Consider the following 16,171-nt stretch of genomic DNA (forward strand, 5'->3'; position numbering starts at 1 on the left):
CTGCGCAGCCAGCAAGGCAGGCCGGAACGGGGACCGCACTCTGCCACCTGGGCCGGCCGGAACCGGGAGCGGGATGACGAGAGGACAAGCGGGGCCGCAGCGGCGTACGCAAGCGTGACGCGCCGCACAATGAATGTGGGTGGAGCAACTATAAAAGAATCGTCCCAGTCCCGCAAAAAAAATAAACGGGGTCAGATCATAATTAATCCCGCACCACAACGGGGATGGTGATTATTTGGGGACAGGTTATTTTTTGGTGCACCGCAAGGCGTTTTGTGAGGCGATCGCCCCTTGCCCTGCGCAGCGGGTGTCCGCGCTTACGCAGACCCGGGTTCGGCCTCCCCACCCCCGGCGCCACGACCGGCGGGCCGGCCCTTCGGCAGCGGTTGCACGCGCCGGCTGCCCTGGCGCTCCAGTTGTGCCAGGAAAGCCGCGTCACCAAGCGGCCAGCCGCTGTGGGCGTGGCTGCGCAGCGTCGCCAGCGTCATCGAAGACAAGCCCTCGGCTGCCACCGTGCGATAGTTCGACTGGCGCTCGAACGGTGTATTGCCGAGAGCCCAGTATGCGGAGTGATCGCTTACCAAAGGACTGGCCTCGATGCCGGCGTGATGGCGGTAGCTGCTCCAGCGATCGCCATCCGGCGCGACCACGTMGCCCGCGCGTACCGCATTGCCTTCCACGTACAGCATCGCCTGCAGCATCCAGGCGGCGGGATCGAACACCGCCGAGCGGAAGCGGCCATCCCAGAGGGTGCCGGTGCGGCCGGCGGCGCGGTTGAAATAGCGGGCATAGCGGCGCCCGACCGCCTGCATGGTCAGGCTCAGCGAGTCGGCATGACGCGGGGTGGCCACCAGGTGCACGTGGTTGGGCCGCAGGGCATAGGCATGGATGGCGAGATCGTGTTCGCGCGCCGCCATGCGCAGGCAATCCAGGTAGTGCAGGTAATCGTCGGGACAGAGAAAAACCGGCTGGCGGTTGTTGCCGCGTTGCAACACGAGGGCCGGCAGGCCTGCGGGCGAAAAACGAGGGAGTCGGGCCATGATCGGGGGCGGGATTCGAAGCGGACGCCCTGCCGGACCAGTCGCCGGGGGGGGCGCAAAAACCCGATGATAGCCCAGACGCAGCTTGATCCGTCCCCATTTCATTGGTGGGGCTGCCGCCCCGACGGCGCGCCCTGGCCAGGCTGGCTCAGCCGGCGCCCTCGTGGACCGCGAAGATGCGGCGATGCTCGCGGATCGCGTAGCGGTCGGTCATGCCGGCGATGTAATGCGATATCAGGCGAGACTGGTCGCGGCCTTGCCCGGCCTGGTATTGCGGCGGCAGCAGGCGCGCATCCGCCATGAACACGTCGAACAGGTCGGTGATGATGCGCTGCGCCTTGGCCGACATGCGCATCACCAGGTAGTGCCGGTACAGATGGCGGAACAGGAAACGCTTGAGTGTCGCGGCCTCCTCGCGTACCGCGGCGCTGAAGGCGACCAGCGGGCCGGCAGCGCGCACCGCGTCGATATTGCGCGGGTTGGCCGCGGCGATATTGTGGCTGGTGGTCTCGATCAGGTCGACGATCAGGGTATTGATCATGCGCCGGACGGTCTCGTTGATGGCGCGCCGGCCATTGATGCCGGGGAACGCGGCCATCGCCTCGGCGCGGTGGCGGGCCCACATCGGCACCTCGTCCATCTGTTCGAGCGTGAGCAGGCCGGAGCGCAGGCCGTCGTCGATATCGTGGTTGTTGTAGGCGATCTCGTCGGCCAGGTTGGCCAGCTGGGCTTCCAGCGACGGCTGCGTGCCCTCCATGAAGCGCCGGCCCAGCTCGCCCAGCGCCGACGCATTGACGCGCGAGCAATGCTTGAGCACACCTTCGCGCGTCTCGAAGGTCAGGTTGAGACCGTCGAAGCCGCCATAGCGCTCTTCCAGCTCGTCCACCACCAGCAGGCTCTGCAGGTTGTGCTCGAAGCCGCCGTGATTCTTCATGCAAGTGTTCAGCGCATCCTGCCCGGCGTGGCCGAAGGGCGTGTGGCCGAGGTCGTGSGCCAGCGARATGGCYTCGACCAGRTCCTCGTTSAGCCGCAGGTTGCGGGCGATCGAGCGGGCAATCTGCGCCACTTCGAGGCTATGCGTGAGCCGGGTGCGGAACAGATCACCCTCGTGATTGACGAATACCTGGGTCTTGTACTCCAGCCGGCGAAAGGCCGTGCTGTGAATGACCCGGTCGCGGTCGCGCTGGAATTCGCTGCGCGASGACGACGGCGGTTCGGCGTGCACSCGTCCGCGCGWSTGSGCGGAGCGGGCAGCRTARGGGGCGAGATGGCTTTCGAGGTCGGTCATGCGGCATCCGGTCGGCATCCGGCCAGAGCGTGCGCGCCGGCCGGGGTTGCGAGGCACAACCGATCGCGTCAGGCGACCGGCGCCTCGGTAGGAGGCCTGAGCACCGCGTGCTGCAGCGTGGCGCGCAGGTCGGAATCCGGAACGGTGGTGATGAAGGCTTCGCCMAGCTTCYTSAGCAGGATGAACTTGACGCTGCCKGCTTCCGCCTTCTTGTCCACTTTCATCAGTTCGATGTAGCGGTCCGTGCCGAGCTCCGGGGCCACCACCGGCAGCATGGCCGCACGCGTGAGCTGCACCAGGCGCGCACGCGTCTCGATATCGATGAAGCCGAGCCGGTGCGACAGGTCTGCCGCCATCACCATGCCGCAGCCCACGGCTTCGCCGTGCAGCCACTCGCCGTAGCCCATGCCCGCCTCGATGGCATGGCCGAAGGTGTGGCCGAAATTGAGGATGGCGCGCAGGCCGCCCTCGCGCTCGTCCTGGGCCACCACGGCGGCCTTGATCTCGCACGAGCGCTGCACGGCCAATGCCATCGTGTCCGGGTCGCAGGCATTGAGCGCGCGGATATTGCGCTCGATCCAGCCGAAATACTCCGCATCCGCGATGGCGCCGTGCTTGATCACCTCGGCCAGGCCGGCGGCCAGTTCGCGCTCCGGCAGCGTGCGCAAGGTGTCGATATCGGCAATCACCGCGTTGGGCTGGTGAAAGGCGCCGATCATGTTCTTGCCCAGCGGGTGGTTGATGCCGGTCTTGCCGCCCACGGAGGAATCCACCTGCGCCAGCAAGGTGGTCGGCATCTGCACGAAGGGCACGCCGCGCATATAACAGGCAGCGGCAAACCCGGTCATGTCGCCCACCACCCCGCCGCCGAGGGCGACCAGCGTGGTCTTGCGGTCGGCGCCCGCGGTCAGCAGCGCGTCGAAGATCAGGTTGAGCGTTTCCCAGTGCTTGAAGGCCTCGCCGTCAGGCAGGGTCACCGTGCGCACGGTCTTGCCGAGCGCGGCCAGCGTGGCCTCGACCCGCGCCGCGTAGAGCGGACCGACGGTCTCGTTGGTGACGATGACGGCATGCTGCCCACGCACGTGGGGACGCAGCAACTCGGCCTGGTCGAGCAGGCCGGTACCGATATGGATGGGGTAGCTGCGCTCCCCCAGGTCGACTTCAAGGGTGATCATCGTGATCCTGGTCCTGCACCGGTAGTGTGTCGGCGTCCGTGCCGTCGTCCCGTCCGGGTTCGCCGGGTTCGCCCGGCTCCCCGGGCTCCTCGGGCTCTTCCGCGGACACGCTGAAACCGGCCATTTCAAGTTGCATCAACACCATATTAGCAAGCTGGGCCACCGAGGGCTTGCCGGTTTCGATGATGAAATCCGCCACCTCGCGGTAAAGCGGGTCGCGCTCCCCATAGAGCGCTTCGAGCCTGCCCTTGGGGTCCGCGGTCTGCAGCAGCGGGCGGTTGCGGTCGTGGCGCGTGCGCAGCCACAGGTCGTGCGGACTGGCGCGCAGGTAGACCACGGTGCCGCGCGCCTTCAGGTGGGCGCGGTTCTCCGGGCGCAGCACCGCGCCGCCGCCGGTGGCCAGCACGATGCCGCTGCGCTGGCTCAGCTCGTCGATCATGTGTGCCTCGCGGTCGCGGAAGCCGGCTTCGCCCTCATGCTCGAAGATGATCGGAATCCGCACGCCGCAACGCGCCTCGAGTTCGTGGTCCGAATCGAAGAAGGGATAGTTCAGGCGCCGGGCCACGGTTCGGCCGACGGTGGTCTTGCCGGCACCCATCAGGCCAACAAAGAAAAGGTTCGGGCGGGTGACTGTCACTGGCGTATCGGGCGGAAGCCGGGTCTCTGGCCGGCCACCGCAGTGGAAAACAGCGTCATCTTCTTATGTCGGAGCATTCCGGGCAAGTGGCAGGAAACGCGCTTGCGGCGGCCCACCCCTCGACCTGCCCCGCTCCCGCGCCCGCCAGCCCGGGCAATAAAAAGGCCGCATCGCGAGCGATGCGGCCTGCCAGTCTACTGCATCCGGCGTATCCGGCGTAGTTCGGGCCTATTTCAGCGAGACGCTCTCGTTGAGCACGCGCGGCGTCAGGAACACCAGCAGCTCGGTGCGGTTGTTGACCTTGGCGCTGTCCTTGAACAGATTGCCCAGGATCGGGATGTCGCCCAGGAAGGGCACCTTGTTGACGTTGGTGGTCTCGGTCTGGCTGTAGATGCCGCCGATCACCACCGTGCCGCCGTTCTCCACCAGCACCTGCGTCTGCACGTGCTTGGTGTCGATGGCGAAGCCCGCAGTGGTCTGGATGCCCACGCTGTCCTTGTTGACGTCCACGTCCAGCAGCACATTGCCTTCGGGCGTGATCTGCGGCGTCACTTCCAGCTTCAGGTTGGCCTTGCGGAACTGCACGGAGGTGGCGCCGCTGGAGGTGGCCGCCTGGTAGGGCAGCTCGGTGCCCTGCTCGATCAGCGCCTTGATATTGTTGGCGGTGACCACGCGCGGGCTGGAGATGATCTTGCCCCGTCCGTCCGCCTCCAGCGCCGAGAGCTCGAGCGCAAGGAAGCGGCCGGCGGTGTTGCTGAACAGGCTCACCGCCACCGAGCTGGGATTCACGCCATTGATCGCCGCCGCCGGCAGGCTCAGCGCCGGGGAGTTGTCCCAGGTGCCGGCCTGCGAGATCGGGTTCGTGACGGGGCTCAGCACGTTGGTAATCGAGTTACCCACGGCCGAACCACTCGTCTTGGACGCAAATCCGAGACGGACCCCCAGGTTGCGGCTGAAGGTGTCGTTGGCCTCGACGATGCGCGCCTCGATGATGACCTGGCGCACCGGGATGTCGATCTTGCCAAGGAAGTTCTGCACTTCTTCGAGCTTGATGGCGATATCCGACACGAACAGCTGGTTGGTGCGGGGATCRGCCGTCAGCGAACCGCGCTTGGACAGCATGCGCGTCGTGCCGGTCGTCAAGCCACCCACGCCACCAAGCGGGGTAATGCTGGACATGGCTCCGGCACCTGCACCGGCACCCACACCGCCAGCAGCGGCCAGTCCGAGCAGCATGCGGCGCACATCCTCCGCGCGCTGGTAGTTGAGCTGGAACACCTGGCTGCGAATCGGTTCGAGATCATTGATCTGCTGCTGCGACTCGAGCTCGAGCTTTTCCTTGGTGGCCAGCTCGGCCTTGGGTGCCACCCACAGCACATTGCCGTTGCGGCGCGAGGCCAGGCCCTTGGCGTCCAGCACGATCTGCAGCGCCTGGTCCCAGGGCACATCCTTCAGGCGCAGCGTCAGGTTGCCCTGCACGCTTTCGCTGGTGATGATGTTGAGGTTGGTGAAGTCGGCGAACACCTGCAGCAGCGAGCGGATATCGATGTTCTGGAAGTTCAGCGAGAGCCGTTCGCCGCGGAAGCCCGCGCCGCTGATCAGCTTGGCCGGATCCTCCTTGACCGGGCGTACCTCGACCACGAACTGCGTATCGGTCTGGTAGGAGCTGTATTCCCAGTTGCCGCGCGGCTCGATCGTCAGGCGCGTGTTGCCGCTGTTGTCGCCGGCGCGCATGCCCTGCACCGGCGTGCCGAAATCGCTGACATCGTAGCGCCGGCGCAGGCCGTCGGGCATGCCGGTGTTGAGGAAGTCGACCACCACGTTCTGGCCCTGCTGCGCGATATTGATGCCGGAATCGCGCGAGGACAGGTCCACCACGATGCGGCCCGCGCCGTCCGGGCCACGGCGGAAATCGATATTGCGCACGGTGGGCCGGTTGGCGGCCATCTGCGACGCCTGCGCCGAGCTCGGCGCGAAGGTCGGCGCCGCCGGGCGCGAGCTCTGCGCCACGTTGTCGAGCAGCACCACGAACTGGTTGCCGCGGACTTCGGTGCGGTAGCTGGCCACGCGCGCGAGATCGAGGACCACGCGCGTGCGGTCGCCGATCTGCACCACGTTGGCGCTCTTGAGCAGCTTGCCGCCGAAGTCGTACTGCGCGCGGCCCGGCGCAAAGCCGGTATCGAGGAAGTCGATGGCAAGCTTGGGCGGGTTCTGCGTGGTGAAATCCGCCGGCTTCTGCGCGAGCGGCCCCGCCATCTCGACCGTGAAGACGGTCTGCTCGCCCAACGCGGTGGCGTCCACGCGCTTGACCGCGTTGCCTGTCGTCGATTGCGCCATCGCTGCCGGCGCGGCCAAGGCAAGCATCATCACCGCGGCGCCCGCAAGCGCCCGGTACCAGCGACCCATGATCATGCCGACCCCTCCAGCTTCAGGCTGGTGATTTTCTCTTTCCACTCGGCTACCCCTTCCCGGACCAATTCGCGCAACACGATCTCCTGATCGTTGATGCGGACCACCCGGCCGTAGTTCTGGCCGAGATACTGCCCCACCTTGACGTGGTGGATCTTGTTGTCTACCTGCACGACGCCATATGTGTCGCCACTCTTCTTCATGGCGCCCAGCATCTTGAAGTTTTCCAGCGGGTAGTCCTCCAGCGGCTCTCGCCGCCGGCCGGACTCCGGCGATTCGGACAAGACCCGGTTGAGGTCGCCGATCTTGTTCTGGGCAAACGGCTCGGGCGCGCTGCGGCCGGCGTAATCGCGCGGCACATAGGGCTTGGGCTCGGGCAGCGGCGCGGGCGGCGGCGCCTTGGCGGCGCGCGCCTGTGCCATCCACTGGCGCAGGCCGTCCTCGTCGCTGGCCCCGCACGCCGCCAGCAGCGCGGCACCCAGCAGCGCACAGGCGCAGGCGCGCACGCATGAAGCCTGGATCGCTGGCATCATTTCTTGGCTCCCGCGGCATTCTTGGCCGCTGCCGCGGTCGCTTCCGCCTTGCGCTGCGCCGCCTGTTCGTCGGCATCGAGCGCGCGGTAGGCCATGGCAACGGCCTCCATCGCCAGCCCGCCGTCCTTGCCCGTGGTGAACTGCAGCCCCTGCATCGACACGATGCGAGACAGCGCGGCCACGTCGGCGTTGAACTGCGCCACGTCGTGATAGCGGCCGGTGACCTTCAGGTTGACCGGGATCTCGGCGAAATAGGGCTTCATCACGGCAGCCTGCGGCTTGAACAGCTCGAACTGCAGGCCGCGCGCCACGCCGGCATGGTTGACGTCCGCCAGCAGCGCGTCCATCTCGGTCTTGTTCGGCAGCTGGCGCTCGACCAGCGCTACGCGCTGCTCCACTTCCGCCTTCTGCTTGCGCAGCGCATCCAGGTTGGCGACCTGCCCCACCTTGCTCTGGTAGGACGCTTTCAGGCTTTCCTGCTCGGCGTGCTTGCGATCGAGCTCGTCGAGCTTGCCGCTCAGGTAGAACTGCCAGCCCAGCACCAGCACCAGCACCGCCGCCAGGACCGCGAACAGCACACGCGGCGCGGCCGGCCAGGTTTCGGGCTCGTTGAGATTGAGGCCGCGGAACTGCGCGGTGAGGTCGTTCAGCGTGGCCAGCGAGATTTCGGAATTGAGTGCCATGGTCAGCCCTTCCCGCCCTGGGCGCCTTGCGCCGCAACACCGCTGGCGGCGCCGGCCTTGCCGTTCTTGCCGCCCTTCGCGTCATCCGGCGTCTCTGGCGCGCGGTAGGCAAAGCGCATGGAGAAGTCGAACAGGCGCCGTTGCTCGCGCAGGTTGTTGGTCATCATCACGGCCTTGGATTCGACCAGCTCGGCCTTGTCCAGCCAGTCCACCAGGCTGAAGTTGCGCAACAGCTCCGACACGCGCTCGTTGGACTGGGCGATGCCGGTCACGGTAAAGGCATCGCCGGTCTGCTTGAGGGTGGTCAGGTAGACGCCCTCGGGCACCTGGCGCACCAGTTCCTCGAGCAGCTGCACGGGCCGGTTGCGTTCGTTCTGCAGGCCTTCGATGGCCTTCTGGCGCTGCAGCAGTCCTTCGATGTCCTTGCGCAGCGAATTGACTTCGCGGATCTGCAGGTCCAGGCGGCTGTTCTCGACGGTGAGCACCTGGTTCAGCCCGGCCACCGCTTCGACGCGGCTGTCGATGTACAGGCCGCCAAGCAGCACCACCAGCGCGCCGGCCCCGGCCGCGCAGCCGAGCAGCGTGTAGACCTTCTTGCGGCGCGAGGCCTTGCGGGCCTCGTGGTACGGCAGCAGGTTGACTGTCGGGATCGTGTTGGTAGGCATGCGGCTTTCCTCGCTGGCTTACTGCAGGCCGCGCAGCGCAAGCCCGGCGCTCACGATGTAGGCCGGCAGGTCGCGCTGGAGATAGCGCTCGTTGACCTTGCCGGCAGTCATCATGTTGGCGAACGGGTTGGCCAGCGTGGTGGTGATCTCGGTCTGCTGCTCGATCGCGGCCTGCACGCCGACCAGCGAGGCATGCCCGCCGGAGAGCAGGATCTCGTCGACCCGGCCGATGCTCGACGCAGACAGGAAGTTGCGCACGGCGCCCTGCACCTCGACCGCCAGCGCTTCCAGCGAAGGCCTGAGCAACTGGGTGCGCCACGATTCGGGCAGCGTGTTCTTGCGCTTCTTGATCTCGGCCTTGAGCGCGTCCAGCGTGAACATGCGCGCCGCGCTCTGGGTGAGCTGGTCGCCGTAGCTGTTGAGCGGCTGCTCGTAGAGCTCTTTCCAGCCCTGGTAGAAAATGGCCTTGGAACGGCTGCCGCCGAGGTGGATGACGGCCACCACGGGCAGTTCCTTGGCATCGGTCTCGCTGAGGTCGGGCTTCACGCCCAGCATCTGCACCACCGAGCGCTGCACGGCGTATTCCTCGACGTCCATCACGTGCGGCTTGAGCCCCGCCATCTCGGCGGCGGTCACGCGTTCCTGCACGCGGTCGCTGTTGGCAGCGGTCACGCGCACGCCGATGCCGCCCTCGGTCTCGCTGGGACCGATCACGGCGAAGTCGAAATTGACGGCCTGGGAGGGGGGATAGAGACGGTGCGCCTCCGATTCCACCTGTACGTAGAGTTCATCCTCGGACAGGTTGTCCGGGAGGCTGACGGTTTGCGATTCCGTCAGCATCGAAGGCACGCCGAGCACAACCTCCTTGCCGCGAATCCCGGCCTTGCCGAGCGCTCGCTTCAGGGCGATGCCCACCGCTTCGATATTGACCACGTTGCCATCGGCAACGGCATTGCGATCCAGCAACTCGCTGGCGCATTTTTCCAGCCGATAGTCGGTCTTGCCACTGCCCACGGACAGCTCGACTACCTTCACGCTGGACGACCCGATGTCCACGCCGACCGTCGTACGGCGCAACAACCCCGACAAGATACCTCGCCGCAAGGTGACCCCCTGACCGTTGAACTCGCCTTGGCTTGCTAGCTCTAATTTGGCGAGTCTGTTTTGTTTCTTGGATGAAACGTTTTGCTCTTTTAGTTGATGGATTCTCACAAAAACGTGGGGCGCTTGCAATGTGCCGGTTTGACCACGATTGCTTTTCGTGAGCACCCCACATAAAGCGTTGTCAAAATCCCACGGAACCCCGCCGCCCCTGCGCTCCGCCCCTCGCCGCGTTTCATGCAGATCTAAATCGCATTACATCTTGTAACAGCCCGATAGCGACGCTCGCGCCACAGCACGTCCGGAGCACCCAATCCCCGGAGATATAATCCCCGGCACCTCTAACTAGGTATTTCCCTTATGGCCACAGCACAACAGAAGCCGTCCCTGCCCGCCCGCCGTCCGATCTGGATGCGGGCAACCTTTTGGGTACTGGGCCTGCTGGTGGCCGGCATCGTGGCGGTGGCGCTGCTGCTCGGATACGCATTGCTGGTGGCGGCACCGAACCTGCCCTCGCTCGACACCATCACGGATTACCGCCCCAAGATCCCGCTGCGCATCTACACGGCCGACAACGTGCTGATCGGCGAGTTCGGCGAGGAACGCCGCAATTTCGTGCCGATCGCCGAGATCCCGGACGTCATGAAGAAAGCGGTGCTGGCCATCGAGGACGACCGCTTCTACGAACACGGCGGCGTGGACTTCGTCGGCGTGCTGCGCGCCGGCCTGGCCAACCTGCGCGGCGGGCTGTCGCAAGGTGCGTCCACCATCACCATGCAGGTGGCGCGCAACTTCTTCCTCTCCAGCGAGAAGACCTATACCCGCAAGCTGTATGAAATGCTGCTGGCCTACAAGATCGAGGCCAACCTGTCGAAGGACCAGATCCTCGAGCTGTACATGAACCAGATCTACCTCGGGCAACGCGCCTATGGCTTCGCCAGCGCGGCCCGGGTGTACTTCGGCAAGTCGATCAAGGACGTGACGCCGGCCGAGGCCGCCATGCTGGCGGGCCTGCCCAAGGCGCCCTCGGCCTACAACCCTGTGGTCAATCCCAAGCGCGCCAAGGTGCGCCAGGAATACATCCTGCAGCGCATGCGCGACCTGCGCTACATCACGCCCGAGCAATATGACAAGGCCATCCACGAAGAGCTGAAAGTGCGCGGCGAGGGCAACGAATTCTCCACCCACGCCGAATACGTGGCCGAGATCGTGCGCCAGCTGATGTACGCGCAATACCGCGAGGAAACCTACACGCGCGGCCTGACGGTCTACACCACGCTCAACAAGCAGGACCAGGACGCAGCCTACGAGGCGGTGCGCTCCGGCATCATGAACTACGAGCGCCGCCACGGCTACCGCGGCCCCGAGGCCTTCATCGACCTGCCCTCCGGCGCCGACGAGCGCGAGCAGGCCATCGACGACGCGCTGCTGGAACACCCGGGCAGCGACGACCTGCGCTCCGCCGTGGTCACCAGCGTGTCCGCCAGGCAGGTCACCGCCACGCTGCTGTCGGGCGAAGTCGCCACCATCGAAGGCCAGGCGCTGCGCTTCATCGCGCCGTCTCTGGCGGCCAACGCGCAGCCCAAGGCCAAGATCCGGCCCGGCGCCATCATCCGCGTGACGCAGGACGAAAAGGGCGCGTGGTCGGTGACGCAGCTGCCCGAGGTCTCGGCGGCCTTTATCTCGCTCAACCCGGAAGACGGCGAGATCCGCTCGATGGTGGGCGGCTTCGACTTCAACCGCAACAAGTTCAACCACGTGACGCAGGCCTGGCGCCAGCCCGGTTCGAGCTTCAAGCCGTTCATCTACTCGGCCGCGCTGGAGAAGGGATTCTCGCCCGCCACCGTGATCAACGACGCCCCGATCTCGATCGCCGACAACGGCGGCCAGGTGTGGGAGCCGAAGAACTACGACGGCAAGTTCGAGGGCCCGATGACCATGCGCCGCGCGCTGGCCAAGTCCAAGAACCTGGTGTCGGTGCGGATCCTGCGCGCCATCGGCACCCAGTACGCCCAGGACTACATCACGCGCTTCGGCTTCGAYGCCGACAAGCACCCGGCCTACCTGCCGATGGCGCTGGGCGCGGGCAGCGTCACCCCGCTGCAGATGGCGGGCGCCTACTCGGTGTTCGCCAACGGCGGCTACCGCGTCAATCCCTATCTGATCCACAAGGTGGTCGACGCGCGCGGCAACGTGATCTCCGAGACCAAGCCGCAGCGCGCCGGCGCGGACGCGGTTCGCGTGCTCGATGCACGCACGGCGTTTATCGCCGATTCGATGCTGCGCGAAGTGGTGCGCTCCGGTACGGCCAACAGTGCCAAGCAACGCCTGGGCCGCAACGACCTGGCCGGCAAGACCGGCACCACCAACGACGCCGTTGACGCCTGGTTCGCCGGCTACACGCCCAAGCTGGTGGCGATCGCATGGATGGGCTACGACCAGCCCAAGAGCCTGGGCGTGCGCGAAACCGGCGGCGGCCTCGCGCTGCCGATCTGGGTGGGCTATATGGGCAAGATGCTCAAGGGCGTGCCCGAGATCCCCGAGCGGCAGGCGCCCGAGGGCGTGGTCATGGTGGCCGGCGACTGGACCTTCGAAGAAAATGCCGGCGGCGCCGGCGTGGCTTCGGTGGGGCTGGGCGATCCGTGGCCCGGCAAGCCGGACGAGAGCTCGCAGTCCCCGGCTGACGTGGAAGGCGAGAAGAAACGGATCCTGGAGATGTTCGGCGGCGGCGGCTGAGCCGCGCCCGACGGGATCGTTCCGTATCAGTGCTATCAGTGCCGGCGTTCGCCAGGACGCCGGCACACAGCACTCAGACCAGCTTCAGCTTCACCCCGGCCTGCTGGCTCACGTAGTCCGACAGCGCCGCATACAACTCCCCTCCCCCGCGCGTATCCAGCCATTGCCGGCCATCATGGCGGAAATGGAAGCCGCCCGAACGCGCCGCCACCCACAGCTCCTGCATCGGCGCCTGGCTGTTGACGATGATCTTGGAACCGTCTTCGAATTCCAGCTCGATCAGGTTGCCGGCGCGGTTGATTTCGATGTCGGCATCGGCCGCGTCGGCGGCCGATTCCACCGCGCTCTCCAGCCTGTCCAGCTCTTGCTGGGCCAGGGCCAGGAACTCGCTTTCACTCATGGGGGGCATGCTAAACTCCAAGACCGCCCGGCCAGCGCCACTCGCGTGTCGCCCGGCCGGTAGCGTGTTGAATCAAGTTTCGTATTTTCGTTGGTCCCGCCAGCCCGGGCCCCGCTGCGGGGACGGGTCGGGACGACTCTTCTAGGACGACCCGATGTTGCGTCGTGTTGCGATTGTATCGGCGATTGCCGCCAGCCTTGCGATGCCCCTGCTCTCGGGATGCGGCATCCGCGGCCCGCTGACGATGCCCCGGCCACCGGCCGCGCCGGCCAAGCCGGCCGTGCCGGACCCCGGCCTGGGCAATCCGAGCTTGCCGAACGTGCCCAGTCCCGCCCCCGCGGCGCCCGCCCCGGCCACCGATACCGCGCCGGCCCCGGCCGCCACCCCCACCGCCAAGTAACCATGACCGCCTTCTTCCATCGCCACGACGGCGCGCTTGCCGTCGAGCACGTACCGCTCGCGCGTATCGCTGCCGAATACGGCACCCCCACCTATGTGTACTCGCGCGCCGCGCTGAGCGCCGCCTACCAGGCTTACGCCGCGGCGTGCCAGGGCCGCCGCGCGCGCGTGCAGTACGCCATGAAGGCCAACTCCAACCTGGCCGTGCTGCAGGTCTTCGCCAAGCTCGGCGCAGGCTTCGACATCGTGTCCGGGGGCGAGCTGCAGCGCGTGCTGGCGGTGGGCGGAGATCCGCGCAAGGTGGTGTTCTCGGGCGTGGGCAAGACCGCCGCCGAGATGGAACTCGCGCTGTCGCACGACGTGCTGTCGTTCAACGTGGAATCGATCCCCGAGCTGGACCGCCTGAACGCCGTGGCCGGCCGCATGGGCAAGCGCGCGCGCGTGTCGCTGCGCATCAACCCGGACGTGGACGCCAAGACCCACCCGTATATCTCCACCGGCCTGAAGGGCAACAAGTTCGGCGTGGCCTTCGAGGACGTGCTGCCGACCTACCGTGCCGCGGCCGCGCTGCCGCACCTGGAAGTGGCCGGCATCGACTGCCACATCGGCTCGCAGATCACCGAGGTCTCGCCCTACCTGGAAGCACTGGACAAGGTGCTGGACGTGGTCGAGGCGCTCGAGCGCGAAGGCATCAAGCTCGAGCACATCGACGTCGGCGGCGGTCTCGGCATCACCTATGACGACGAGACTCCGCCGGACATCACCGGCTTCGCCCGCACCCTGCTCGACCGCGTGGCCGAGCGCGGCCATGGCCATCGCGAAGTGCTGTTCGAGCCGGGCCGCTCGCTGGTGGGCAATGCCGGCGTGCTGCTGACGCAGGTGGAATTCCTCAAGCCGGGCGCGGCCAAGAACTTCTGCATCGTCGACGCGGCCATGAACGACCTGGCGCGCCCCGCCATGTACGAGGCCTACCACCGCATCGAACCCGTGCAGTTGCGCGAAGCGGCACAGGTCGCGCCCGTGACCTACGACATCGTCGGCCCCGTGTGCGAATCCGGCGACTGGCTCGGCCGCGACCGCGCGCTGTCGGTGCAGCCGGGCGACCTGCTGGCAGTGATGTCGGCCGGTGCCTACGGCTTCGTCATGAGCTCCAACTACAACACCCGCCCGCGCGCGGCCGAGGTGATGGTCGACGGCGACGACGTGCACCTGGTGCGTGGCCGCGAACGCGTGGAAGACCTGTTCCGCGACGAGCGCCTGCTGCAGGGCTGACCCACTCGCCCGCCGGCCCGCGCCGCTTGGCGCACCAGGGCTGGCGCGTGGTGGTGGCCGACAGCGCTATCTCTGACGCCCGCCGTCTGGCTGGGTGCGTGCGTGCCTCAGCGGCGTGCCGGCTGCGGCGCCGGCCTGCGCCACCACCACCAGACCCGCATGGCGAGCAGGACGAACACCACCGCGGCGTAGATCGATACCGTGCCGAAATCGTGCTTGCCCGCCTTGTGCCACCAGAAGTGCAGGATGCCCAGCACCACAATGGCGTAGATGGAGCGATGCAGCCATTGCCAGCGCTTGCCGCCCAGGCGCCTGACCATGGCGTTGGTCGAGGTGGCCGCCAACGGCACCAACAGCACGAAGGCGGCAAACCCCACCGTGATGAACGGACGCTTGGCGATGTCCTTGATCATGTAGGCCACGTCGAAGCCCCGGTCCACGGCAAGCCACAGCAGGAAATGCTGCAGCCCGTAGAAGAAGGCGAACAGGCCTAGCATGCGCCGCAGGCGGACCAGCCAGTTCCAGCCGCTCAGCCGCCGCAGCGGCGTCACCGCCAGCGTGGCGCACAGCATCACCAGGGTCCACGTGCCGGTCGAGCGCGTGACGAACTCAAGCGGGTTGGCGCCGAACTGACCGGTGAAGCCGAGCAGCAGCAGGCGCAGGAAGGGCAGCAGCGCCAGCAGCCACACGGCCGCCTTGACGGCGCGCACGCGGCCGGGAGCCAGGCCCGCCTGACCCGCTTGCCCGGCCCGGCGCGCGGGACGCGCCCCAGGCGCCGCGACGCGCGGCGGGGACAAGTCCGGCGTCGCCATCAGAAGAACTTCCTCAGGTCCATGCCCTGGTACAGCGACGCCACCTGCGGCGCGTAGCCGTTGAACGGCAGCGTCTTGCGCTTGGGTGCGAACAGGGCGCTGAAGCCGCCACCGCCCTTGTCCTCGCCGATGCGGCGCTCGGTGGCCTGGCTCCAGCGCGGATGGTCCACTTCCGGGTTGACGTTGGAATAGAAGCCGTATTCCTGTGCCGCGGCCAGGTTCCAGCTGGTGCTGGGCTGCTTGTCGACAAAGCGGATCTTGACGATGGATTTGGCGCTCTTGAAGCCGTATTTCCACGGCACCACCACGCGCACCGGCGCGCCGTTCTGGTTGGGCAGCACCTCGCCATAGAGGCCGAATGCGAGCAGCGTCAGGGGATGCATGGCCTCGTCCATGCGCAGGCCCTCGGTGTACGGCCAGTCAAGCACGCGGCTGCTGACGCCGGGCATCTGCTTCTTGTCGTCGAGGGTGACGAATTCCACGTACCTGGCCCCGGCCTGCGGCTCCACGCGGCGGATCAGCTCGGCCAGCGAATAGCCGCTCCACGGGATCACCATCGACCAGCCTTCGACGCAGCGCAGGCGATAGACGCGCTCCTCCAGCGGCATCAGGCGCAGCAGTTCGTCGATATCGTAGACCTTGGGCTTCTTCACCAGGCCTTCGACGGCGACCTGCCACGGCCGCGTGCGCAGGGTGCCGGCATTGCGCGACGGATCGGACTTGTCGGTGCCGAATTCGTAGAAATTGTTGTACGTGGTGATGTCCTCGTACGACGTGCGCTTTTCCGGCACCACGTAGGCGTTGTTGGGCGTCGCCGGCAGCTTCTGCCCGTGTGGCGTCTGGGCCAGCGCCCGGCGCGAGAACCAGGGCGTGAGCGTGCCCCCGACGGCACCTGCCGCCGCCATTGCCATCAGGCGCCGACGGGCATCGAAGACGCCGCGCGGCGTGATCTCGCTGGCGGCGATATCGTCGCCGCGCAGCCATTTTGGAGAGGGAATCAGCATCGTTATGGTTCCTCGTT

General features: G+C 66.8%; 15 protein-coding genes. 3 read left to right on the forward strand and 12 right to left on the reverse strand.

Going from position 1 to position 16,171, the window contains the following annotated elements; translation table 11 throughout:
- Positions 1–317: 317 nt before the first annotated feature.
- From AC1DK4_RS08930 to pilM, 9 genes are all read right to left on the reverse strand, one after another.
- Positions 318–1,040 carry a transposase gene (locus AC1DK4_RS08930; protein ID WP_477131480.1) on the reverse strand — a complete coding sequence of 241 codons (723 nt, stop codon included), beginning with the start codon at positions 1,038–1,040 and terminating at the stop codon, positions 318–320.
- A 148-nt stretch (positions 1,041–1,188) separates the two neighbouring features.
- Positions 1,189–2,346: a deoxyguanosinetriphosphate triphosphohydrolase gene (locus AC1DK4_RS08935; protein WP_477131481.1), complete on the reverse strand. Its 1,158-nt coding sequence runs from the start codon at positions 2,344–2,346 to the stop codon at positions 1,189–1,191.
- Between the two features lie 50 nt (positions 2,347–2,396).
- Entirely contained in the window at positions 2,397–3,503 is a 1,107-nt protein-coding gene (gene aroB / locus AC1DK4_RS08940; RefSeq protein WP_477131482.1) for a 3-dehydroquinate synthase, read from the reverse strand.
- Positions 3,490–4,101 carry a shikimate kinase gene (locus AC1DK4_RS08945; RefSeq protein ID WP_441618170.1) on the reverse strand — a complete coding sequence of 204 codons (612 nt, stop codon included), beginning with the start codon at positions 4,099–4,101 and terminating at the stop codon, positions 3,490–3,492. The genes aroB and AC1DK4_RS08945 overlap by 14 nt, the downstream gene beginning before the upstream one ends.
- A gap of 267 nt (positions 4,102–4,368) precedes the next feature.
- Positions 4,369–6,552, reverse strand: coding sequence for a type IV pilus secretin PilQ (locus AC1DK4_RS08950; RefSeq protein WP_441618002.1), 2,184 nt, complete (start codon positions 6,550–6,552; stop codon positions 4,369–4,371).
- Positions 6,549–7,079: a pilus assembly protein PilP gene (locus AC1DK4_RS08955; RefSeq protein ID WP_441618168.1), complete on the reverse strand. Its 531-nt coding sequence runs from the start codon at positions 7,077–7,079 to the stop codon at positions 6,549–6,551. The genes AC1DK4_RS08950 and AC1DK4_RS08955 overlap by 4 nt, the downstream gene beginning before the upstream one ends.
- Positions 7,079–7,765, reverse strand: coding sequence for a type IV pilus inner membrane component PilO (locus AC1DK4_RS08960; RefSeq protein WP_441618001.1), 687 nt, complete (start codon positions 7,763–7,765; stop codon positions 7,079–7,081). Before AC1DK4_RS08960 ends, AC1DK4_RS08955 begins: the two co-directional genes overlap by 1 nt.
- Positions 7,766–7,767: 2 nt before the next feature.
- Entirely contained in the window at positions 7,768–8,430 is a 663-nt protein-coding gene (locus AC1DK4_RS08965) for a PilN domain-containing protein (RefSeq protein WP_441617999.1), read from the reverse strand.
- Positions 8,431–8,448: 18 nt separating this feature from the next.
- Positions 8,449–9,519 (reverse strand): type IV pilus assembly protein PilM, encoded by a 1,071-nt coding sequence (gene pilM, locus AC1DK4_RS08970; protein ID WP_441617997.1) that lies wholly within the window; start codon positions 9,517–9,519, stop codon positions 8,449–8,451.
- 372 nt (positions 9,520–9,891) lie between these two features.
- Between pilM and AC1DK4_RS08975 the strand changes: the two genes are divergently transcribed.
- The gene (locus AC1DK4_RS08975) at positions 9,892–12,267 is read left to right on the forward strand and encodes a penicillin-binding protein 1A (RefSeq protein ID WP_441617994.1); all 2,376 of its coding nucleotides are present in this window, start codon (positions 9,892–9,894) and stop codon (positions 12,265–12,267) included.
- Between the two features lie 73 nt (positions 12,268–12,340).
- Here AC1DK4_RS08975 and cyaY read toward each other — a convergent pair whose 3' ends face one another.
- Positions 12,341–12,676: an iron donor protein CyaY gene (gene cyaY, locus AC1DK4_RS08980; protein WP_441617992.1), complete on the reverse strand. Its 336-nt coding sequence runs from the start codon at positions 12,674–12,676 to the stop codon at positions 12,341–12,343.
- A gap of 145 nt (positions 12,677–12,821) precedes the next feature.
- On the opposite strand from cyaY, the gene AC1DK4_RS08985 reads away from it, so the two are divergent.
- Positions 12,822–13,067 (forward strand): hypothetical protein, encoded by a 246-nt coding sequence (locus AC1DK4_RS08985; RefSeq protein ID WP_441617990.1) that lies wholly within the window; start codon positions 12,822–12,824, stop codon positions 13,065–13,067.
- A 2-nt stretch (positions 13,068–13,069) separates the two neighbouring features.
- Positions 13,070–14,338 carry a diaminopimelate decarboxylase gene (lysA, locus tag AC1DK4_RS08990; protein ID WP_441617988.1) on the forward strand — a complete coding sequence of 423 codons (1,269 nt, stop codon included), beginning with the start codon at positions 13,070–13,072 and terminating at the stop codon, positions 14,336–14,338.
- A gap of 107 nt (positions 14,339–14,445) precedes the next feature.
- Here the strand turns inward: lysA and msrQ are convergent, their stop codons facing one another.
- Both msrQ and msrP read right to left on the reverse strand, forming a co-directional pair.
- Positions 14,446–15,150 (reverse strand): protein-methionine-sulfoxide reductase heme-binding subunit MsrQ, encoded by a 705-nt coding sequence (gene msrQ / locus AC1DK4_RS08995; protein ID WP_441617986.1) that lies wholly within the window; start codon positions 15,148–15,150, stop codon positions 14,446–14,448.
- The gene (gene msrP / locus AC1DK4_RS09000) at positions 15,150–16,154 is read right to left on the reverse strand and encodes a protein-methionine-sulfoxide reductase catalytic subunit MsrP (RefSeq protein WP_441617984.1); all 1,005 of its coding nucleotides are present in this window, start codon (positions 16,152–16,154) and stop codon (positions 15,150–15,152) included. Before msrP ends, msrQ begins: the two co-directional genes overlap by 1 nt.
- Positions 16,155–16,171: the final 17 nt, after the last annotated feature.

It is taken from the genome of Cupriavidus sp. 05N38 (genome assembly GCF_056397345.1).